A 20,405-nucleotide genomic window follows, 5' to 3' on the forward strand; every position below is an offset into this window, starting at 1 on the left:
TTCCCATGGCATGTGACAGACGGCCCGTGCGTCACACGCCGGGGTCCGTGAGCGGCTGCTCGGACCAGATGACCTTGCCCTCGGGCAGAAACCGGGTGCCCCAGCGCCTGCTGAGCTGGGAGACCAGCAGCAGCCCGCGGCCGCCCTCGTCCGTGGCGCGCGGATGCCGGGGGTGCGGCGCGGTCGCCGCGCCGTCGAACACCTCGCAGGTCAGGGCGCGCTCCCGGATGAGCCGCAGCCGGATCGGGCCCGCCGCGTACCGGATGGCGTTGGTGACCAGCTCGCTGACGACCAGCTCGGTGGTGAACGACAGCTCCTCGAGCCCCCAGTCCGCGAGCCGCCGGTTCGCCGTCCTGCGCGCCTCGGCGACCGCCGCGGGATCCGCCGGCAGCTCCCACTCCGCCACCCGGTCGGGCGGCAGCCGACGGGTCCGGGCCATCAGCAGCGCCACGTCGTCGTACGGACGGTCCGGCACCAGCGCGTCGATCACGGCCTGACACCGCAGATCGAGGCTGGCCGCCCGACGCTCCAAGGCCCGCCGCAACCGCTCCCGCTCACCGAGCGGCGTGGACGCCGTACGGCCGCCGCGCCCGGCCTTCTCGGCGTGCCCGGCCTCTCCGGCGTCTCCGGCCTCCCCGGCGTCTGTGGCCGTCTCTGCGCCCCCGGCGTCCGCAGCCTGTTCGGCTTCTGGGGCCTTCCTGGCGTGCCCGGGCTCCCCGGCCTCGCCAGCGTCTCCGGCCTTCCCGGCGCCCGTGGCGTTCATTGCGCCCTCGACGACCGCAGCCTGCTCGACCTCAGTGGCCTCCCGGGCGTGCCCGGCCTCGCTGGCCTCCCCGGCGACTCCGGCCTTCCCGGTGTCCGTGGCCGTCTCTGCGCCCCCGGCGTCCGCCGTCTGTTCGGCCTCTGTGGCCTCCCTGGCTTCCCCGGGCATCTCGGCCTTCCCGGCTTCCCCGGCCTTCCCGGCGTGCTCGGCCTCCCTGGCGTCCCCGGTGCCCGTGGCCGTCTCCGCGCCCCCGGCGTCCGCAGCCCGCCCGGCCCCTGTGGCCTCCCCGGCCTGCTCCGCGTCCGCGACCCTCCCGGTCTTCCCGGTGCCCCCGCCCTCCCCGGCGTGCGCCGCCTCCCAGGCACCCTCGGCCACCGAGGCGGTCCCGGCCACCGAGGCGGCCCCAGCTACGCCCCCGGCCACCGAGGTGCCCCCGGCCTCCTCCCCGCCCTTGGCCAGCAAGCCGTCTGTGTGGAGGGCCAAGACGCTGCCCTCCGGGAGGATCATCTCGGCTGCCTCGAAGGGCATGCCGCCCGCGCCCAGCGGGGGGCCCTGGGGGAGTTCGACGAAGGTGACGCTGCCGTCCGGGAGGACCACGGCCGGGGCGGGGTGACCGGCGGCCGCCATCACACAGCGGCCGCCGACCGGGTCGTAGACGACGTACAGGCACCCGGCCCCCACCGCCTGCGAGCCGTCCGGACCGTCGGACGCGGGGTCCTCCTCGGCGGCCATGCGGGCCACCAGGTCGTCCAGATGCGCCAGCACCTCCTCCGGCGGCAGATCCAGCGCCGCCAGCGTGCGCACCGCGGTCCGCACCCGGCCCATCGCCGCCGCCGCGTCGATGCCGAACCCCGGCACCTCGCCCACGACGAGCGCCACCCGGGCCGCCGACAGCGGGATGAGGTCGTACCAGTCGCCGCCCAGTCCGGTGAGTTCGTCGGCCGGCCGGTAGCAGGCGGACGCCTCCACCGCGTCCTGCTCGGGCAGCCGGTGGGGCAGCAGATTGCGCTGGAGGACGAGTGCCGCCGCCCTCTCGCGCGTGTAGCGGCGGGCGTTGTCCACACAGACCGCCGCCCGCGACACCAGATCCTCGGCCAGCGCCAGATCGTCCTCGCCGAACGGCTCCCGCCCGCGCCGCCGCAGAAACGTCGTGACCCCCAGCACCGCCCCGCGCGCCCGCACCGGCACGATCAGCACGCTCGCCGCCCCGCCCGCCGGCGGCAGCGCGCGCGTCCACGCCTCCCCGGCCCCCTCGGCCCGCTCGCCCCGCCACGGCCGCCCGGTGACCAGACAGCGCGCCGGGGGAGAGCCGAGCGGATAGGCCACCGCGGGCGACCCGGTGAGCCGGCCCCCGCCGCCCGCCGAGACGGCCAGCAGATCACCCGCGTCCACCGGCGAGGCGTCCGGCGCGTCACCCCACCACTGCGCCGTCCGCAGCCCCGCCCGGCGCAACGACACCCCCTCCGCGGGCCCGCCGTCCGCCGTCGGCTCCGCGCCCCGCAGCACCGGCTCCAGCAGATCCACCGTCACCGCGTCCGCGAAGCCAGGCACCGTCACATCGGCCAGCTCCTGGGCGGTGCGCACGATGTCCAGGGTGCGCCCGATCCGCCGCCCCGCCCGGTCCAGCAGGGCGAGGCGCTGCCGGGCCCGGTGCCGGTCGGTGATGTCGACGACCGTGTAGTAGACCCCCGTCGGACGGCCCCGGTCGTCGTCGAGCCGGGTGAACGACATCATGTGCGCCGTCTCGCGGTGCGGCGCGCTGCGCAGATGCCCCAGATGCTCGTACCCGACGACGGTCTCACCGGTCGCCAGCACCCGCCGCATCTGGGCCTCGATCGCCTCCGAGTCCAGGCCCGGCTGGACGTCCGCGAGGCGCAGCCCCAGCCGGTCGCGGGGCGGGCCGCCCCCGAACCGGGCCAGCGCCGCGTTCGACCACACGAACCGCAGATCCGTGTCCACGATCGCGATACCGATGGGGGAGCCGCCGAGCATCTGCTCCAGCATCGAACGGCTCATGTTCCAGCCGGGGGCGTCCTCGCCCACCTCGCTGAGCAGCAGCAGCCAGCGCGACACCCCGCCGGGCTCGGCGGCCGGCGTGATCCGGGCCATCACCGGCAGCGCCCCGCCGTCCTCGCGGCGCGCCCACAGCAGTCCCGCCCAGCCGCCCTCCCGACGGGCCCGCTCCAGGACCTCCGGCGCCCTGAGCGCGTCCGCCTCGGTCAGCAGCCGCTCCAGGCCCCGGCCCACCGCGTCGGCGGCCCGGTAGCCGAGCAGTTCCTCGGCGCGCCGGGTCCAGCTCGTCACCGCCCCCCGGGCGTCCAGCAGCAGGGGCGCGGCGTCCGCCACGTCGAACCGCCGACGGGAAACCTCGCCCTCGTCGTGTGTGCCCACGGCCGACCTCTCTGTCGATGAGAGTGGTCACCACCTCCTGACCCACTCCTCACCCTGCCCGCAGGGCGGCGGCCGAGCCACCCGGGAGCCCCCGACCGCGCACCGGCCGGGGGCGACCCGAGGGGAAGGCGACGACAGGGCCTAGGCCAGGACCTTCCGCAACGAGCCCAGCGCCGAGCGCAGTTCCTCCTCGGTGATGGTCAGCGGGGGCGCCAGCCGGATCGTCGAGCCGTGGGTGTCCTTGACCAGGACGCCCTCGCGCATCAGCCGCTCGCTGACCTCACGGCCCGTGCCCAGCGCCGGGTCGACGTCGACGCCCGCCCACAGCCCGCGCGCCCGGAAGCCCGCCACGCCGTGGCCGACCAGCTCGGCCAGTCCGTCCCGCAGGACCGTGCCCAGCTCGGCCGCCCGCCGCTGGAACTCACCGGTCTCCAGCAGCTCCACCACCGCCGTGCCGACCGCCGCCGCCAGCGGGTTCCCGCCGAACGTCGAGCCGTGCTCGCCCGGCCGCAGCACCGACAGCACCTCGCGGCGCGCCACCACCGCCGACACCGGCACGATCCCGCCGCCCAGCGCCTTGCCGAGCAGCACCATGTCCGGGACGACGCCCTCGTGCTCCACGGCCAGCGTCCGCCCGGTCCGCCCCAGCCCCGACTGGATCTCGTCGGCGATGAAGAGACAGTTCGCGCGCCGGGTCAGCTCCCGCACCCCGGTCAGATAGCCGTCGTCGGGGATGACGACCCCGGCCTCGCCCTGGATCGGCTCGATCAGCACCGCCGCCGTCGTCTCGTCGACGGCCGCCTCCAGCGCGGCCAGGTCGTTGTACGGCACGATCCGGAAGCCCGGTGTGAACGGGCCGAAGCCGGCCCGTGCCGTCTCGTCCGTGGAGAAGCTCACGATCGTCGTCGTACGGCCGTGGAAGTTCTCCGCCGCCACCACGATCGTCGCCCGGTCGGCGGGGACGCCCTTCACGTCGTACGCCCACTTGCGGGCCACCTTGATGGCGCTCTCCACCGCCTCGGCGCCGGTGTTCATCGGCAGGACCATGTCCAGGCCGGTCAGCGCGGCGAGCCGCTCCGCGAACTCCGCGAGGCGGTCGTTGTGGAAGGCGCGCGAGGTGAGCGTGAGCCGGTCGAGCTGGCGGTGCGCCGCCTCGGTCAGCAGCGGGTGCCGGTGCCCGAAGTTGAGGGCCGAGTAGCCGGCCAGCATGTCCAGGTAGCGGCGGCCCTCGACGTCCTCCACCCACGCGCCCTCGGCGCGCGCGACGACCACGGGCAGCGGGTGGTAGTTGTGCGCGAGGACCGGCTCCTCGGCACGGATCAGATCGCCGGAGGTACGGGTGCGTGCGGGCGCGGTCATGAGCGGATCTCCTGGGTGCAGCACTTGATGCCGCCGCCGGCCTTGTGCAGCTCGGACAGGTCGACGGGGACGGGAAGGTAGCCGTGGTCGCCGAGGCGGGCGGCGAGCGCCTCGGCCTGCGGCGCGATGAAGACGTGCCGGCCGTCGGAGACGGAGTTCAGCCCGAACGCCAGCGCGTCCTCCCGGGTGGCGAGCACCGCGTCCGGGAACAGCCCGGCGAGCACCTCGCGGCTGCCCGGCGAGAACGCCTCCGGGTAGTACGCCACGTTGTCGTCGTCGAGCACGAACAGGGCGGTGTCCAGGTGGTAGAAGTGCGGGTCCACCAGCGTCAGGCTGATCACCGGACGGCCGAAGAACTCCTGCACCTCGTGATGCGCCTCCCGGGTGGTGCGGAACCCGGTGCCGGCCAGCAGATAGCGGCCGGTCCACACGAGGTCGCCCTCGCCCTCGCAGACCGACTCGGGCCGGTACACCTCGTACCCGGCGGTCTTGAACCAGGTGTCGTAGTGCACGGACTCCGGGCGGCGCTCGGGGGCGTGGAAGAGCGAGCCGAAGACCCGGCCGCCGACGACGACCGCCGAGTTCGCGGCGAAGACCATGTCGGGCAGGTCGGGAGCCGGTTCCACGCTCTCCACCGTATGCCCGTGGGCCCGGTAGGCGTCGATCAGCGACCGCCACTGCTCCTGGGCGAGATCGACGTCCACGGGGGTGTCGGGACGCATCCACGGGTTGATCGCGTACCGCACGGCGAAGTGTCTGGGTTCGCAGACGAGAAAGCGCCGGGGGCGCCGCACACGGGTCAGGGACACAGAGGTGTTCCTCCGCTTCCAACGGTGTCGACTGGGGGATGACACCACGGTAAGAAGCGACGGCCACGCCCGACAAGCGACAACGGTTGCGTGTCCGCGCAGGAATGCTGCGTCTTCGGCCTGCTCAGCGCACGTCCGGTGCGTGCTGGGTGGCGCCCGCCTCCGGACTCTCCGGCAGCAGATGGGACAGCACCATCACACTGATCGTCTTGCGGATGAACGGCTCCACCCGGATCCGCTCCAGCACCTCCTCGAAGTGCTCCACGTCCCGCGCCCGCACGTGCAACAGCGCGTCCGCGCCGCCCGTCACCGTCATCGCCGCGGTGATCTCCGGATGGTTGCGCACCACCTCCGCCAGCCGTCTGGGGGGCGCGGCGCCCTCGCAGTACACCTCCACGTACGCCTCCGTGCGCCACCCCAGCGCCGAGGGCCGCACGGTCGCCGTGAACCCGGTGATCACCCCGGTCTCCCGCAACCGGTCCACCCGGCGCTTGACGGCCGTCGCCGACAGCCCGATCGCCGTACCGATCTCGGCGAAACTCGTCCTGGCGTTCGCCATCAGAGCGGTGATGATCTTCCGGTCTAGGCCGTCGAAGGGGGCGGGCGCGCTGCTCATCAGGTTCCTCCGTGGATACTCCGCCGTCCCGCTAGTTTGTGAGCGTGACCACGACGCATGTGAAGCGGGCGTTCAAGTACCGCTTCTACCCCACGGACGAGCAGGCGGCAGAGCTGTCGCGCACGTTCGGGTGCGTCCGCAAGGTCTACAACATGGCACTCGCCGCCCGCACCGAGGCATGGGCGAGGCAGGAGCGGGTGAACTACAACGCCATGTCGGCGATGCTGACGGCGTGGAAGAAGACCAGCGAACTGGCGTTCCTCAACGAGGTCTCGTCCGTTCCGCTCCAGCAGTGCCTTCGGCACTTGCAGACGGCGTTCACGCACTTCTTCGGCAGGCGGGCGAAGTATCCGCGTTTCAAGTCGAGGAAGAAGTCCCGCAGGTCCGCCGAGTACACCACCAGCGGTTTCCGCTTCCGTGACGGCCGGCTGACGCTGGCGAAGATGCATGAGCCGCTGGAGATCGTGTGGTCGCGACCACTGCCGGATGACGCGAAGCCGTCCACGGTGACCGTGTCGCAGGACGCGGCCGGACGCTGGTTCGTCTCCCTGCTGTGCGAGGACGCATCCGTGAGGCATCTCCCCGCCGAGGACACGGCGGTCGGGGTGGATGTCGGCCTGGACCACCTGCTGACCCTCTCGACCGGGGAGAAGATCGCCAATCCGAGGCACGAGCGCAAGGACCGTGCCCGCCTCGCGCTCGCCCAGCGCCGCATGGCGAAGAAGACCAGGGGATCGGCGAACCGGGCCAGGGCCCGGCAGAGGGTCGCCAGGATCCACGCCGGGATCGCCGACCGCAGGCGTGACGTCCTGCACAAGCTGACCACTCGTCTCGTTCGTGAGAACCAAACGATCGTGATCGAGGACCTGACCGTACGCAACATGGTCAGGAACCGGAGCCTGGCCCGCGCCATCTCGGACGCGGCGTGGGCCGAGTTCCGGAACCTGCTGGAGTACAAGGCCGCCTGGTACGGGCGGGAAGTGATCGCGGTGGACCGCTTCTTCCCTTCGTCCAGGCTGTGCTCCACCTGCGGCACCTTGCAGGAGAAGATGCCGTTGTACGTCCGCACCTGGACGTGCGAGAGCTGTGGCACGACCCACGACCGGGACGTGAACGCGGCGAAGAACCTGCTGGCCGCCGGACGGGCGGTTTCGGCCTGCGGAGCCGGTGTAAGACCTCAACGGAGTACTCCGGGCGGGCAGTCGGCGATGAAACAGGAAGTCTCACGGCGCGAGCCGTAAGAAGCTCCTCCTTCCAGGGAGGAGAGCGTCAAGCGGGCACTGTATCCAGCGCGCGTACGTCCACACCCGGGACATGTCCAGGCGCGCGGATCGCCCCTACACTCCACCTTCATGCTGCGCGCCCTCGCCGTCGACGACGAACGCCCCTCGCTGGAGGAGTTGCTGTACCTTCTGCGTGCCGATCCGCGGATCGGGAGTGTGCAGGGCGCGGGGGACGCGACCGAGGCGCTGCGGCGGATCAACCGGGCGCTGGCCGGGGGGCCGGACGGGCCCGACGCCGTGGACGTCGTCTTCCTCGACATCCAGATGCCCGGACTCGACGGGCTCGACCTCGCCCGGCTGCTCGGCGGGTTCGCCCGGCCGCCGCTGGTCGTGTTCGTCACCGCCCACGAGGACTTCGCCGTCCAGGCGTTCGACCTCAAGGCCGTCGACTACGTCCTCAAACCCGTCCGCAAGGAACGCCTCGCCGAGGCCGTCCGGCGCGCCGCCGAACTGCGCGGCACCGCCCCCCGGATCCCGGTCCACGAACCCGACCCGGACCATCTCGCCGTCGAACTCGGCGGCGTGACCCGGTTCGTCACCGTCGACGACATCACCCATGTCGAGGCCCAGGGCGACTACGCCCGGCTGCACACCGACCGCGGCAGCCACCTCGTCCGCATCCCGCTCTCCACCCTGGAGGAGCGCTGGCGCGCCCGCGGCTTCGTCCGCATCCACCGCCGTCATCTCGTCGCCCTGCGCCACATAGGGGAACTGCGCCTGGACGCCGGCACGGTCAGTGTCCTGGTCGGCGGCGAGGAACTCCAGGTCAGCCGACGGCACGCCCGCGAACTGCGGGACCTGCTGATGCGGAGGCCGTGACCGTGCCCGGCCAGGACCCCGCCGAGCGCCGCGTCGTCGTCACCGGACCGCCCCGCCGCACCCGCCGCACCCTGCGCGCCTCCGGCTACTACCGGCCGCGCACCGAGATCGACGAGCAGACCACCCTCGGCCACACCTACGTCCGCTCCCTGATGCGCTCCCAACTGCGCGCCGCCCTCACCGTGTTCGCCGTCCTCGCCCTGCTCGTCGGCCCGCTGCCGCTGCTGTTCGCCGCGCTGCCCGACGCCCGCCGCCTGGAGTGGGCCGTCCTCGGCTTCGGCCTCTATCTGCCGCTCGTCCTGCTCGCCCGCTGGTACGTGCGCCGCGCCGAGCGCAACGAACGGGACTTCGTGCGGCTGGTCGAGGACAAGTGAGGGCCGCACCGCGATGAACTCCGGCTACACCGTCACCGCCGTCGCCCTGGTCGTGGTGGCCACCGTCCTCGTCGGCGCCTTCGGACTGCGCATATCCCGCACCACCTCCGACTTCTACGTCGCCTCCCGCACCGTCGGCCCCCGCCTCAACGCGGCCGCCATCAGCGGCGAGTACCTCTCCGCCGCCTCCTTCCTCGGCATCGCCGGCCTGGTCCTCGTCCAGGGCCCCGACATGCTCTGGTACCCGGTCGGCTACACCGCCGGCTATCTCGTCCTGCTGCTGTTCGTCGCCGCCCCGCTGCGCCGCTCCGGCGCCTACACGCTCCCCGACTTCGCCGAGGCCCGCCTCGCCTCCCAGGCGGTACGGCGGCTCGCCGGCACCTTCGTCGTCGGCGTCGGCTGGCTCTATCTGCTGCCGCAGCTCCAGGGCGCCGGACTGACCCTGACCGTCCTCACCGGCGCGCCCTCCCACCTCGGCGGGCTGATCGTCGCCGTCGTCGTCACCGCGACCGTCGCCGCGGGCGGCATGCGCTCCATCACCTTCGTACAGGCGTTCCAGTACTGGCTCAAGCTCACCGCGCTCCTCGTGCCCGCCCTCTTCCTGGTCCTGGCCTGGCAGGGCGACGGCGCGCCCCGGCGCCCCTTCGACGAACCGCCCGCCTTCCGCGAGCAGCGGACCGTACGCGTCGACGACACCCTCGACCTGCGGCTGGCGAGCCCCCTCACCGTCACCGTGGACGGCACCGTCGACGGCCGCCCGCACCACGGCGCCGTGCTGCGGCTGTCCGCCGGCACCCACCGCGTCGACCGGGGCACCCGGCTCACCTTCCCGGCGGGCGCGGCCGTCCCCGCCGCCGAACGCGGCAGCAACGGCGGCATGTCCACCTCGCTCGCCGCGGGCCGCGAGGAACGCCCCCTGTACGCGACGTACGGGCTGATCCTCGCCACTTTCCTCGGCACGATGGGCCTGCCGCACGTCGTCGTCCGCTTCTACACCAGCCCGCACGGCGTCGCCGCCCGCCGCACCACCGTCGCCGTCCTCGCCCTGATCGGCGGCTTCTATCTGCTGCCGCCCGTCTACGGCGCCCTCGGCCGCCTCTACGCCCCCGAACTGGCCCTGACCGGCGACGCCGACGCCGCCGTCCTGCTGCTGCCGGACCGGGTGATCGGCGGGCTCGGCGGGGATCTGCTGGGCGCGCTGGTCGCCGGCGGGGCGTTCGCCGCGTTCCTGTCGACGGCGTCCGGGCTGACCATGGCCGTGGCCGGCGTCCTCGCCCAGGACGTGCTGCCGACCCGGGGCGTACGGCACTTCCGCCTCGGCACCGGCCTCGCGACGGCCGTGCCGCTCGCCGCCGGGCTGCTGGTGGGCGGACTGCCGGTGGCCGACGCGGTGGGGCTGGCCTTCGCGGTGTCGGCGTCCTCCTTCTGCCCGCTGCTCGTCCTCGGCATCTGGTGGCGCCGCCTCACCCCGCCCGCCGCGGCCGCCGGAATGCTGGTGGGCGGCGGCTCCGCCTTCCTGGCCGTCGCCGCCACGATGGCGGGCCTGCCGGTCACCGGAACCCTGCACGCCCTCCTCGCCTGGCCGGCCCTGTGGACGGTCCCGCTGGCCTTTCTCACCATGATCCTGGTCTCCCTGGCCACCCCCGGCCGCGTCCCGCCCGGCACGGCGGCGATCCTGGCCCGCTTCCACCTCCCCGAGGAACTGGGCCCCGAGGAACTGCGGGCGGCGGGCGCGAAGACGACGGAGGCCATGACGTCGAAGACCCCGGCCACCGCACCCCACCCCCGGGAGGCCACCCCATGAGCGGCTTCCTCGCCGGTGTCTGCATCGCGATCCTGCCCGTGCTCGCCCTCGGATTCTGGCTGGGGCGCAGGACCGCGCGGCCCGAGAGCCTGGGCGGTCTCGGCACGCCCGTCGAGCACGCCACTTTTCAGACCCTGCACACGGCCTCGCTCGCCGCGCCGCCGTTGCGGGCCGGGCTGACCGAGGAGACGGCCCGGCGGTCCGCGCGCCGGCTGCGCACCCTGCTCGGCACGGACGCGCTCTGTCTCACCGACCGCACCCGGGTGCTGGTCTGGGACGGTGTGGGGGCCCATCACCGCGCCGAGATCATGGAACGGCTGGCAGGGCCCCTGGACAGCGGCCGCGGTGAGGCGTTCCCGCTCGACTGCGACCACGCCGACTGCCCGGCCCGCTGGGCGGTGGTCGCGCCGCTCACCGTCGACGACCGGGTGCACGGCGCCCTTGTCGCCTGTGCGCCCCGTGAGTCCGCCGTCCTGGTCCGGGCCGCGGGCGAGGTGGCCCGCTGGGTGAGCGTCCAGTTGGAGCTGGCCGACCTCGACCGGTCCCGCACCCGGCTGATCGAGGCCGAGATCAAGGCCCTGCGCGCCCAGATCTCCCCGCACTTCATCTTCAACTCGCTCGCGGTGATCGCGTCCTTCGTGCGCACCGACCCCGAGCGCGCCCGCGAGCTGCTGCTGGAGTTCGCCGACTTCACCCGCTACTCGTTCCGCCGGCACGGCGACTTCACCACCCTCGCCGACGAACTGCACGCCATCGACCACTATCTGGCGCTGGTGCGGGCCCGCTTCGGCGACCGGCTCGCCGTCACCCTCCAGATCGCCCCGGAGGTCCTCCCGGTCGCGCTGCCCTTCCTCTGCCTCCAGCCGCTGGTGGAGAACGCCGTCAAACACGGTCTGGAGGGCAAGGCGGGCACCTGCCACATCCAGATCACCGCGCAGGACGCGGGCGCCGAGGCCCTGGTCGTCATCGAGGACGACGGCGCGGGCATGGACCCGGTCCTGCTGCGCGGCCTGCTGGCCGGCGAGGCCAGCCCCTCCGGCGGCATCGGCCTGTCCAACGTGGACGACCGGCTCCGCCAGGTGTACGGCGACGACTACGGCCTGGTCATCGAGACGGCCGTGGGCGCGGGCATGAAGATCACCGCCCGGCTGCCGAAGTACCAGCCGGGCGTCCACTCGGCGGCCCGCCTCACCCCGGGGTGACCCCCCTGGGCGATCAGTTGGTCTTGGTCACGATCAGCGCGAGGGTGATCAGCCCGAGCACGACCCAGCCGAACCACAGCCAGCCGTTGCTGCCGAGCGCCACCGTGTAGGCGGTCACGACGACGAGTCCGCCGAGCGTGAGCGCCCCCATGGTCTTCGTGGAGCTGTCCGTGGAACCGGCCATCGTGACACCCTCCTGTAGGCCCGCCCTCCGCAGGACGGGTCCACCTCCATGGTGCCCCGGGATCAGCGTCCGCGTGCGTCCAGTGACGCAAGATAGGCGTTGTACGCCTCCAGCTCCCGGTCCCCGTCCCGGTCCGCGGCCCGGTCCTTGCGCTTGGCCTGCCGCTGTTCGGAGCCGTACCACTGGAAGAGCAGCGCGATCAGCACCAGCACCGAGGGGACCTCGCTGAACGCCCAGGCGATGCCGCCCGCCCAGGTCTGGTCGGACAGCGCGTCGATGCCCAGCGAGGCCGGCGGGTGCTCGAACGTCCGGACCATCGGCTCGGACGCCATCATCAGCGCGATGCCGAAGAACGCGTGGAACGGCATGCCCGCGAACAGCTCCAGCATCCGCATCAGATAGCCGGGCCGGTGCGGGCCCGGGTCCACGCCGATGATCGGCCAGAAGAAGACCACGCCGACCGCGAGGAAGTGCACCATCATCGCGATGTGCCCCACCTGGGAGCCCATCAGGGTGTCGAAGAGCGGCGTGAAGTACAGGGCGTACAGCGAGGCGATGAACATCGGGATCGTGAACGCCGGGTGCGTGACGATCCGCATGTACCGGCTGTGCAGCAGCGCCAGCAGCAGTTCGCGCGGCCCCTTCCGGCCGCGGCCCGCCGCCGGCAGCGCGCGCAGCGCGAGCGTGACCGGCGCGCCCAGCAGGACGAGGATCGGCGACAGCATGCTGATCACCATGTGCTGCACCATGTGCACGCTGAACATGACCATGCCGTAGTCGTTGAGCCCGGTGCACATCACCAGCGCGATGGTCAGCACCCCGACGGCGTACGACACCGTCCGCCCCACCGGCCAGGTGTCGCCCCGGCGCCGCAGCCGGACCACGCCCCACGCGTAGAGCCCGAGCCCCAGCAGACAGGCGACGAGGAAGAACGGGTCCGGTGACCACTGAAGACCCCGCGCCAGCGTGAACGGCGGCAGATCCATGGTCATGCCGTGCCCGCCGTGATCCATCTCCGTCGGCTCCTGATTCGTGGGGGGATGTGCGTTTCCTGCGGCCCCCAGACTAGAACCGCCCCCGGCGACTGCTGTCACCGGGGGCGGTCGTGGCGCGGGTCGTGCTAGAGGACGGTCTGCGCCTCGGCGTAGCGGTCGGCGGGCACGGTCTTCAGGGTCTCCACGGCCTCGGCCAGCGGCACCATCACGATGTCGGTGCCCCGCAGCGCCGTCATCCTCCCGAAGTCCCCGCGGTGCGCCGCCTCCACCGCGTGCCAGCCGAAGCGGGTGGCGAGCACCCGGTCGTAGGCGGTCGGGGTGCCGCCGCGCTGGACGTGCCCGAGGATGACCGGCCGGGCCTCCTTGCCGAGCCGGGTCTCCAGCTCGACGGAGAGCTGCCGGGCGATGCCGGCGAACCGCTCGTGGCCGTAGACGTCCTTGCCGCCCTCGTCGAAGTCCATGGTGCCGGGCCGCGGCTTGGCGCCCTCCGCCGCGACGACGATCGCGAACCGCTTGCCCGCCTCGAACCGCTCGCCGACCCGCCGGGCCAGCTCCTCGATGTCGAAGGGGCGTTCCGGTACGACGATCGCGTGGGCGCCCGCCGCCATGCCGGACTGGAGCGCTATCCAGCCGGTGTGCCGCCCCATGACCTCGACGACCAGGACCCGCTGGTGGGACTCGGCGGTGGTCTTCAGCCGGTCGAGGGCGTCGGTCGCCACCCCGACGGCGGTGTCGAAGCCGAAGGTGACGTCGGTGACGGCGATGTCGTTGTCGATGGTCTTCGGCACGCCGACGATCGGCAGACCGCTGTCGGACATCAGCCGGGCGGCCTTGAGGGTGCCCTCACCGCCGATCGGGATGATCGCGTCGAGGCCGAGTTCCCGGACGTGGCCCTTGGCCCGCTCCACACCGTCGCGCAGATGCGAGGGCTGGACGCGGGAGGAGCCGAGGATCGTGCCGCCGCGGGCGAGGATGCCGCCCACCGCGTCGAGGTCGAGCTTGAGGTAGTCGCACTCCAGGAGGCCCTTCCAGCCGTCCCGGAAGCCGATGACCTCGTCGCCGTGGTCGGCGACGGCACGGTGCACGACGGACCGGATGACGGCGTTCAGGCCGGGGCAGTCGCCGCCGGACGTGAGGACACCAATGCGCATAGCCCGAAACAACCTTCTCCACGTGGGCCGGAACCGGACCACGCCGTCCGGTTCGAGACCCCGCCACCCTAGCGGCATCGGGGGGCGGGGCCGAAGCACGCGTCCGCCTGCTGGACGTGCCCGCTCACCTGTGCGGATGCCCGGTCAGACGGGCTGCCGACGGCACCCCGAACATCGGGTGAACACACAGGTGGGCACGGTGTCCTAGGCGGGCTGCTGGGCGGCCGCGATCCGCTCGTTGCGGAGCGCGTCGTACCAGCGGTCGTCGGTCGGCGGGAGCGCGTTCACGTCGAGCGCCAGCTTCAGCAGCAGGTCCGCGATGAGCGGATTGCGGGCCAGCACCGGGCCGTGCATGTAGGTGCCGAACACCGTGTCGTTGTACGCCCCCTCGGTGCCGTCGCCGGTGCCGTTGCCCTTGCCGATCTGGACGCGGGCGAACGGCCGGGCGGTCGGGCCGAGATGGGTGATGCCCTGGTGGTTCTCGAAGCCGGTGAGCTGCGGGAGCCCGAGCCGCGGGTCGATGTCCGCGAGCACGTCGCCGACGCACCGCTCGCCCTCGCCGCGGGTCGTGGTGACGTCGAGCAGACCGAGGCCGGGCTCGCGCTGGCCGAGGTCGTTGACGAACTCGTGGCCGAGGATCTGGTAGCCGGCGCAGACCGCGAACACGATCGCGCCGTTCTGCACCGCCTGGTACAGATGCGCGTCCCGGCGCAGCCGCTCCGCCGCGAGCCGCTGCGGCCGGTCCTCGCCGCCGCCGATCAGATAGATGTCGCCGGAGGTCGGGATCGGCTGGTCGCTGCGCACGTCGAGCCGGGCCACGTCCAGGCCGCGCTGCCGCGCCCGGCGCTCCACGACCAGGACGTTGCCCTGGTCGCCGTAGGTGCTGAGCAGGTCCGGGTAGACCCAGACGATCCGAAGCTGGTTGTCGCTCATGAAGTGGTCGTCCTTCGTGGTCAGTTGCCGACGCGGCGGCGCAGGTCCTGGAACGCGGTGTAGTTCGCGATGACCTCGATCCGGCCCGGCGGGCAGAGCTGCACGGCCTGGTCGACGTTCTCGCACACCTGGAAGTGCTGGTTGGCCACCTCGAGGCGGACGGCGAGGTCCAGCTTGCGGTCACCGACGACGAAGATCGGGTGGCCGGTCAGCCGGGTGTAGTCGACGTCCCACAGCCAGGAGGTGTCGGTGCCGTCCGCGCCGCGCGCGTTCACCGAGAGGATGACCGGGGCGGGTGCGGGATCGATCAGGCTGAACGTCTCCAGCCAGCCCGCGGGGTTCTTGGCGAGCAGCAGCCGCAGGTCGCGGTCCATGAACTGGACGACGTCGTAGCGGCCGGCCACGGCCTGCACCTGGTACATGCGCTCCAGCGCGACCTGCGGCGGCACCCCGAACACGGCGGCGACGGCGGCCGAGGAGGCGGCGTTGGCCTTGTTGGCGCGCCCCGGGAGCTGGAGCCGGATCGGCCAGGCCGAGCCGTGCGGGTCGAGGACGTGGTCCCCGGACAGCGCCCAGCTCGGCTGCGGCCGGCGGAATCCGCACTCGCCGCAGAACCAGTCGTCGCCGGGCCGCTGCATGACACCGCCGCAGGACGGGCACGACCAGGCGTCGTCCTTCCACATCTGCCCGGCGGCCACCCAGACCACGTTGGGGGAGGAGGACGCGGCCCACACCACCAGCGGGTCGTCGGCGTTGGCGACCACGACGGCCTTGGAACCGGCCAGCCCCTCGCGCCAGTTCTCCGCGAGCATCCGGGTCTCGGCGGCCCGGTCGAGCTGGTCGCGGGAGAGGTTCAGCAGGGCGATGCACTTGGGGTCGGTGTCCCGGGCGACGCCCGCGAGGTACTTCTCGTCGACCTCGATGACCCCGTATCTGGCCTCGGAGCCGCCGGCGAGGGCCGAGGTGATGCCGGCCGGCATGTTGGCGCCGAGCGCGTTGGACACGACCGGCCCGGCGGCCCGCAGGGCCTCGGCGATGAGCCGGGTGGTGGTGGTCTTGCCGTTGGTCGCCGAGACCAGGACGACGTCCAGGTTCTGGGCGAGGCGGGCGAGCAGGTCGGGGTCGAGTTTGAGGGCCACCCGGCCACCGATCACCGAGCCGCTGCCGCGTCCGGCCGCGCGGGATGCCGCAGCGACCGCCTTGCCCGCGGTCACGGCGATCTTCGCCCGCGGCGTGAGCGGGTCCGAGTTGCCTGCCATCAGTTCTCGATCCTCCTTGCGTACGCGCCGCGCCTTCGCCGTACGGCACCGTGGTGGGTGGTCAGCCTATCGAGATCCATTCACACTCCCGAATCGCGGCATCGTCCCACGCCCGTGCGGCATGCGCGTGTCAGAAAGGACCGTACCCTTGCCGCCATGCGACACGGCTCCATCCCGGGCGCCCACGGGCATGTCCGGCCTCTCACTCTGCTCGGTGACCCCGTCCTTCGGGAACCCTGCCGACAGGTCACCGACTTCGGCCCGGAACTCGCCCGACTCGTCGAGGACATGTTCGCCACGATGTACGCGGCCCAGGGCGTGGGCCTCGCCGCCAATCAGGTGGGTGAACCGCTCAGCGTGTTCGTCTACGACTGTCCCGACGACGAGGACGTCCGCCATGTCGGCCATGTGGTGAACCCCCGTCTGGTGGCGGCGGACGGCATCGTGCTGCGCGGCCCCGAGGGGTGTCTGTCCCTGCCGGGCCTGGAGGCGGGGACGGAACGCCACGACCACGCCGTGGTCGAGGGACACACCATGACGGGCGACCGCGTACGGATCCACGGCACCGGATTCTTTGCCAGATGCTTGCAGCACGAGTGCGACCATCTGGCGGGAACGGTGTACGCGGACCGGGTGGAGGGATGGCGGAGGCGTCGGCTGCTGCGCCAGGTGGCGCGGGCACCCTGGAACCGGGGTTCCTAGTACGGGTGCCGGCGCCGGGAGGTGCTCAGAAGCCGGGGCCGCCGATCTTGTCTCCGGCGGCCGCGAGACGGCCCCACAGCAGGTCGGCGAGGCTGCGCACCAGCTCGGCCCGGGAGCAGGGGCGTTCGCCCAGCCACCAGTCGCCGGCCGCGTGCATCATCCCGACGATGCCGTGCCCCCACACCCGGGCGAGCTGCTGGCTGCCCGGTCCGAGGTCGACACGCTCCTCGATGACCTGGGCCAGCTCCTCGCCCATCCGGCGCAGCAGCGGGGCGGAGTGCTTGCCGACGTCGAAGCCCTGGTCCCCGCCCTGGCCGCCCTCGGAGGGGTGCATCAGGAAGCGGTACACCTGGGGGCGGGCCTCGATGGCGGCCAGATAGGTGTCGAGGGTGGACTCGACCCGCTCGCGGCGCTCGGCGGGGGCGTCCAGCGCCGCCCGCAGCGAGCCCAGCAGGGCGTCCGTGTGCCGCTTGGCGAGGGCGGCGTACAGCCCGCCCTTGTCACCGAAGTGGCGGTAGAGGATCGGCTTGGTGATGCCGGCCTCGGCGGCGATGGCGTTCATGGAGGCCCCGGGGCCGTCGCGCAGCACCACCCGGTCCGCGGCCTCCAGCAGCTCGCGCCGACGGCGGTCGGCGGACCTCTGCTGCTCGGTCCGCTGTGTGGTGTCCATGTGCTCTCCCCACCCGTGCTGATTCGGTGACGCCTGCGCAAACTAACACTTGACGGCCCTCTCGCATCGAACGGGCTGCCGACCCGTCGTCAGGAGTTGACATTCCTTACTTGCGAGTAACAGACTTCGAGTTACCGCTAGTAACACGCACGCCCGCCGCTGGAGGGGACATGGCCGAGTTCACCATGGAGCTCAACGACGAACAGAAGGAGGTCCGGGACTGGCTGCACGGCTTCGCGGCCGACGTGATCCGCCCCGCGGCCGCCGAATGGGACGAGCGTGAGGAGACTCCCTGGCCGGTCATCCAGGAGGCCGCGAAGGTCGGCATCTACTCCCTCGACTTCTACGCGCAGCAGTACTTCGACCCCACCGGGCTCGGTATCCCGATGGCCATGGAGGAGCTGTTCTGGGGCGACGCGGGCATCGCCCTGTCCATTGTGGGCACCGGACTGGCCGCGGTGGGAGTCCTCGCCAACGGCACCGAGGAACAGATCGGCACCTGGATCCCCCAGATGTACGGCGACGCGAACGACGTCAAGGTCGCCGCGTTCTGCTCCTCCGAGCCCGACGCCGGCTCCGACGTGGCCTCCCTGCGCACCCGGGCCGTGTACGACGAGGCCAAGGACGAGTGGGTGATCAACGGCACGAAGACCTGGGCGACCAACGGCGGCATCGCCAACGTCCATGTCGTGGTGGCCGTCGTCGACCCCGAGCTGGGCTCCAAGGGGCACGCCTCCTTCATCGTCCCGCCGGGCACCCCGGGCCTCGCCCAGGGCCAGAAGTTCAAGAAGCACGGCATCCGCGCCTCGCACACCGCCGAGGTCATCCTCGACCAGGTGCGCGTGCCCGGCTCCTGCCTGCTCGGCGGCAAGGAGAAGCTCGACGAGCGCCTCGCCCGCGCCCGGGAGCGGGCCAAGGCCGGCGGCGAGCGGGTGAAGAACGCCGCGATGGCGACCTTCGAGGCGTCCCGCCCGGCGGTCGGCGCCATGGCCGTCGGCACGGCCCGCGCCGCCTACGAGGTAGCCCTCGACTACGCGAAGACGCGTGAGCAGTTCGGGCGCCCGATCATCGACAACCAGGGCGTGGCGTTCCAGCTCGCGGACATGCGCACGCAGATCGACGCGGCCCGGCTGCTGGTGTGGCGGGCGTCCTGGATGGCGATCAGCGGCAAGCCGTTCACCGCGGCCGAGGGCTCGATGTCCAAGCTCTACGCCAGCGAGACCGCCAAGAAGGTCACCGCGCAGGCCGTCCAGATCCTCGGCGGCAACGGCTACACGCGCGAGTACCCGGTCGAGCGGATGCACCGCGACAGCGCCATCTACACGATCTTCGAGGGGACGAGCGAGATCCAGCGCCTGGTGATCGCCCGCACGCTCTCGGGAATGCCGATCCGCTAGCGGCGACCGCGACCGCGTCGTACGGCGGCGGGGGACACGGATTACGCCGTGCCCCCGCTGCTGTGCGCGATGCACGCGACGTCGATCCGGTCGGCCAGCTTCGCCAGCTCGATGGTCAGCGCGGCCACCGTGTCCTCGTCGAGTCCGTCCGCGCCCGCCTCGACCAGATGCAGCCACCGACCGCCCAGCGTGCGGAGCAGCTTGCTGACATCGGCGGCCGACACCTGCAAGGTCCCCCGGTCGTCGACGATCAGAGGCAGAGTCACTTCGCGGTTCACATCCGGGATCGTAGCCGCGCGGCGCTCACGCACCGTGCCAAACCGTGGTGATGTTGCAGAACTCCCGGATTCCGTGCCCGGACAGCTCACGCCCGTACCCGGACCGCTTCACCCCGCCGAACGGCAGGGCCGGATGGGACGCCGTCATCCCGTTGACGAACACGCCGCCGGCCTCCAGATCCCGGACGAACCGGTCCACCTCCGCCTCGTCGCGCGTCCACACGTTGGAACTCAGGCCGAACGGCGAGTCGTTGGCGATGAGCACCGCCTCGTCCAGGCCGTCCGCCCGGTACACCGTCGCGACCGGCCCGAACGCCTCCTCACGGTGGATGCGCATCTCCCGGCCGACCCCGGCGAGCACGGTCGGCGGGTAGTACCAGCCTGGGCCCTCGGGCCGTTCGCCGCCGCACAGCACGCTCGCGCCGCCGCGTCGCGCGTCGTCCACCAGCTCCTCCAGGTCGGCCCGGCCCTGTTCGGTCGCCAGCGGGCCGATGTCGGTGTCCTCCGCCTGCGGATCGCCGACCCGGAGCGCCTTCATCCCTTCGGTGAACCGCTCGGTGAACGCGTCGTACACGTCCGAGTGGACGATGAACCGCTTGGCGGCGATGCACGACTGGCCGTTGTTCTGCACCCGGGCGGTGACCGCGACCTCGGCGGCCCGCTCGACGTCGGCGGACGGCATGACGACGAACGGATCGCTGCCGCCCAGCTCCAGGACGGTCTTCTTCACCATCTCCCCGGCCGTGGAGGCGACGGCCCGCCCGGCCGGCTCGCTGCCGGTCAGCGTGGCCGCCTTCACCCGTTCGTCGCGCAGGATCTCGTCCACCGCGCCCGATCCGATCAGCAGCGTCTGGAAGACGCCCTCGGTGAAGCCGGCCCGGTGGAAGAGATCCTCCAGATACAGGGCGGTCTGCGGGACGTTCGAGGCGTGTTTGAGCAGCCCCACGTTCCCGGCCATCAGCGCGGGCGCGGCGAACCGCACGACCTGCCAGAGCGGGAAGTTCCACGGCATCACCGCGAGCACCGGGCCCAGCGGCCGGTAGCGCACCAGGGCGCGGGAGGCGCCGGAGTCGCGTACGTCCGCCTCCGCCGGATGCTCGTCGGCCAGCAGCTCCGCCGCGCGCCCCGCGTACCAGCGCATCGCCTTCGCGCACTTCGCGGCCTCCGCGCGGGCCTGCTTGACCGGCTTGCCCATCTCGGTCGTCATGACCCGGCCGATGTCCGGCGTGTCCTCGTCGAGCAGGTCGGCGGCCCGGTTCAGCAGCCGCGCCCGCTCCTCGAACGATGTCGTCCGGTACGTCCGGAACGTGGCCTCGGCGAGCTGGAGCCGGCGTTCCAGCTCCTCCTCGCCCATGGCCTCGTACGTCTTGACCGTCTCGCCGTTCGCCGGATTCACCGTCGCGATGGGCATGACCG

At 72.5% G+C, this 20,405-nt stretch carries 19 protein-coding genes; 7 read left to right on the plus strand and 12 right to left on the minus strand.

Annotation, left to right across the window (positions count from 1 at the left end):
• Positions 1 to 31: 31 nt before the first annotated feature.
• The 4 genes from G6W55_RS13470 to G6W55_RS13485 form a co-directional block, all read right to left on the minus strand.
• Entirely contained in the window at positions 32 to 3,154 is a 3,123-nt protein-coding gene (locus G6W55_RS13470; protein WP_309243704.1) for a SpoIIE family protein phosphatase, read from the minus strand.
• A 141-nt stretch (positions 3,155 to 3,295) separates the two neighbouring features.
• A complete protein-coding gene (gene rocD / locus G6W55_RS13475) occupies positions 3,296 to 4,513 on the minus strand; it encodes an ornithine--oxo-acid transaminase (protein WP_175521060.1) in 1,218 nt (405 codons plus the stop codon).
• Positions 4,510 to 5,322 (minus strand): dimethylargininase, encoded by an 813-nt coding sequence (ddaH, locus tag G6W55_RS13480; protein ID WP_175521061.1) that lies wholly within the window; start codon positions 5,320 to 5,322, stop codon positions 4,510 to 4,512. The genes rocD and ddaH overlap by 4 nt, the downstream gene beginning before the upstream one ends.
• A gap of 124 nt (positions 5,323 to 5,446) precedes the next feature.
• Positions 5,447 to 5,938, minus strand: coding sequence for an Lrp/AsnC family transcriptional regulator (locus tag G6W55_RS13485; protein WP_175521062.1), 492 nt, complete (start codon positions 5,936 to 5,938; stop codon positions 5,447 to 5,449).
• Positions 5,939 to 5,982: 44 nt separating this feature from the next.
• Here G6W55_RS13485 and G6W55_RS13490 point away from each other — a divergent pair, with 44 nt between their 5' ends.
• The 5 genes from G6W55_RS13490 (at position 5,983) to G6W55_RS13510 (ending at position 11,420) form a co-directional block, all read left to right on the plus strand.
• Complete coding sequence (locus tag G6W55_RS13490; protein ID WP_175521063.1) at positions 5,983 to 7,179, plus strand: RNA-guided endonuclease TnpB family protein; 1,197 nt, start codon at positions 5,983 to 5,985, stop codon at positions 7,177 to 7,179.
• 111 nt (positions 7,180 to 7,290) lie between these two features.
• Complete coding sequence (locus G6W55_RS13495; RefSeq protein ID WP_030786223.1) at positions 7,291 to 8,040, plus strand: LytTR family DNA-binding domain-containing protein; 750 nt, start codon at positions 7,291 to 7,293, stop codon at positions 8,038 to 8,040.
• Between the two features lie 2 nt (positions 8,041 to 8,042).
• Positions 8,043 to 8,414: a hypothetical protein gene (locus tag G6W55_RS13500; RefSeq protein WP_030786225.1), complete on the plus strand. Its 372-nt coding sequence runs from the start codon at positions 8,043 to 8,045 to the stop codon at positions 8,412 to 8,414.
• Positions 8,415 to 8,427: 13 nt separating this feature from the next.
• A complete protein-coding gene (locus G6W55_RS13505) occupies positions 8,428 to 10,218 on the plus strand; it encodes a cation acetate symporter (RefSeq protein WP_244367796.1) in 1,791 nt (596 codons plus the stop codon).
• The gene (locus G6W55_RS13510) at positions 10,215 to 11,420 is read left to right on the plus strand and encodes a sensor histidine kinase (protein ID WP_078632722.1); all 1,206 of its coding nucleotides are present in this window, start codon (positions 10,215 to 10,217) and stop codon (positions 11,418 to 11,420) included. The genes G6W55_RS13505 and G6W55_RS13510 overlap by 4 nt, the downstream gene beginning before the upstream one ends.
• Positions 11,421 to 11,433: 13 nt before the next feature.
• On the opposite strand, the gene G6W55_RS13515 is transcribed toward G6W55_RS13510, so the two are convergent.
• The 5 genes from G6W55_RS13515 to G6W55_RS13535 form a co-directional block, all read right to left on the minus strand.
• Entirely contained in the window at positions 11,434 to 11,604 is a 171-nt protein-coding gene (locus tag G6W55_RS13515) for a hypothetical protein (RefSeq protein ID WP_175521064.1), read from the minus strand.
• Positions 11,605 to 11,666: 62 nt separating this feature from the next.
• Positions 11,667 to 12,617, minus strand: coding sequence for a cytochrome c oxidase assembly protein (locus G6W55_RS13520; RefSeq protein ID WP_175521065.1), 951 nt, complete (start codon positions 12,615 to 12,617; stop codon positions 11,667 to 11,669).
• A 107-nt stretch (positions 12,618 to 12,724) separates the two neighbouring features.
• On the minus strand, positions 12,725 to 13,750 hold the full coding sequence (locus tag G6W55_RS13525; protein ID WP_175521066.1) for a 6-phosphofructokinase: 1,026 nt from the start codon (positions 13,748 to 13,750) through the stop codon (positions 12,725 to 12,727).
• 204 nt (positions 13,751 to 13,954) lie between these two features.
• Positions 13,955 to 14,683, minus strand: a complete 729-nt coding sequence (locus G6W55_RS13530; protein WP_030786243.1) for a type 1 glutamine amidotransferase — start codon at positions 14,681 to 14,683, stop codon at positions 13,955 to 13,957.
• A 20-nt stretch (positions 14,684 to 14,703) separates the two neighbouring features.
• Positions 14,704 to 15,942, minus strand: a complete 1,239-nt coding sequence (locus tag G6W55_RS13535; protein WP_030786247.1) for a MurT ligase domain-containing protein — start codon at positions 15,940 to 15,942, stop codon at positions 14,704 to 14,706.
• 156 nt (positions 15,943 to 16,098) lie between these two features.
• Between G6W55_RS13535 and def the strand changes: the two genes are divergently transcribed.
• Complete coding sequence (def, locus tag G6W55_RS13540) at positions 16,099 to 16,644, plus strand: peptide deformylase (RefSeq protein ID WP_175521067.1); 546 nt, start codon at positions 16,099 to 16,101, stop codon at positions 16,642 to 16,644.
• Positions 16,645 to 16,669: 25 nt separating this feature from the next.
• Here def and G6W55_RS13545 read toward each other — a convergent pair whose 3' ends face one another.
• Positions 16,670 to 17,314 (minus strand): TetR family transcriptional regulator, encoded by a 645-nt coding sequence (locus G6W55_RS13545; RefSeq protein ID WP_175521068.1) that lies wholly within the window; start codon positions 17,312 to 17,314, stop codon positions 16,670 to 16,672.
• Positions 17,315 to 17,484: 170 nt separating this feature from the next.
• Here G6W55_RS13545 and G6W55_RS13550 point away from each other — a divergent pair, with 170 nt between their 5' ends.
• Positions 17,485 to 18,711: an acyl-CoA dehydrogenase family protein gene (locus G6W55_RS13550; protein WP_030786255.1), complete on the plus strand. Its 1,227-nt coding sequence runs from the start codon at positions 17,485 to 17,487 to the stop codon at positions 18,709 to 18,711.
• Positions 18,712 to 18,752: 41 nt separating this feature from the next.
• On the opposite strand, the gene G6W55_RS13555 is transcribed toward G6W55_RS13550, so the two are convergent.
• Positions 18,753 to 18,989, minus strand: a complete 237-nt coding sequence (locus G6W55_RS13555; protein WP_030786258.1) for a DUF6213 family protein — start codon at positions 18,987 to 18,989, stop codon at positions 18,753 to 18,755.
• A gap of 25 nt (positions 18,990 to 19,014) precedes the next feature.
• Positions 19,015 to 20,400: an NADP-dependent succinic semialdehyde dehydrogenase gene (locus tag G6W55_RS13560; RefSeq protein WP_175521069.1), complete on the minus strand. Its 1,386-nt coding sequence runs from the start codon at positions 20,398 to 20,400 to the stop codon at positions 19,015 to 19,017.
• Between the last annotated feature and the right edge of the window lie 5 nt (positions 20,401 to 20,405).

Origin of the sequence: Streptomyces sp. CAI-85, from assembly GCF_013363615.1 — a bacterium.
GTDB lineage: Bacteria > Actinomycetota > Actinomycetes > Streptomycetales > Streptomycetaceae > Streptomyces > Streptomyces antibioticus_B.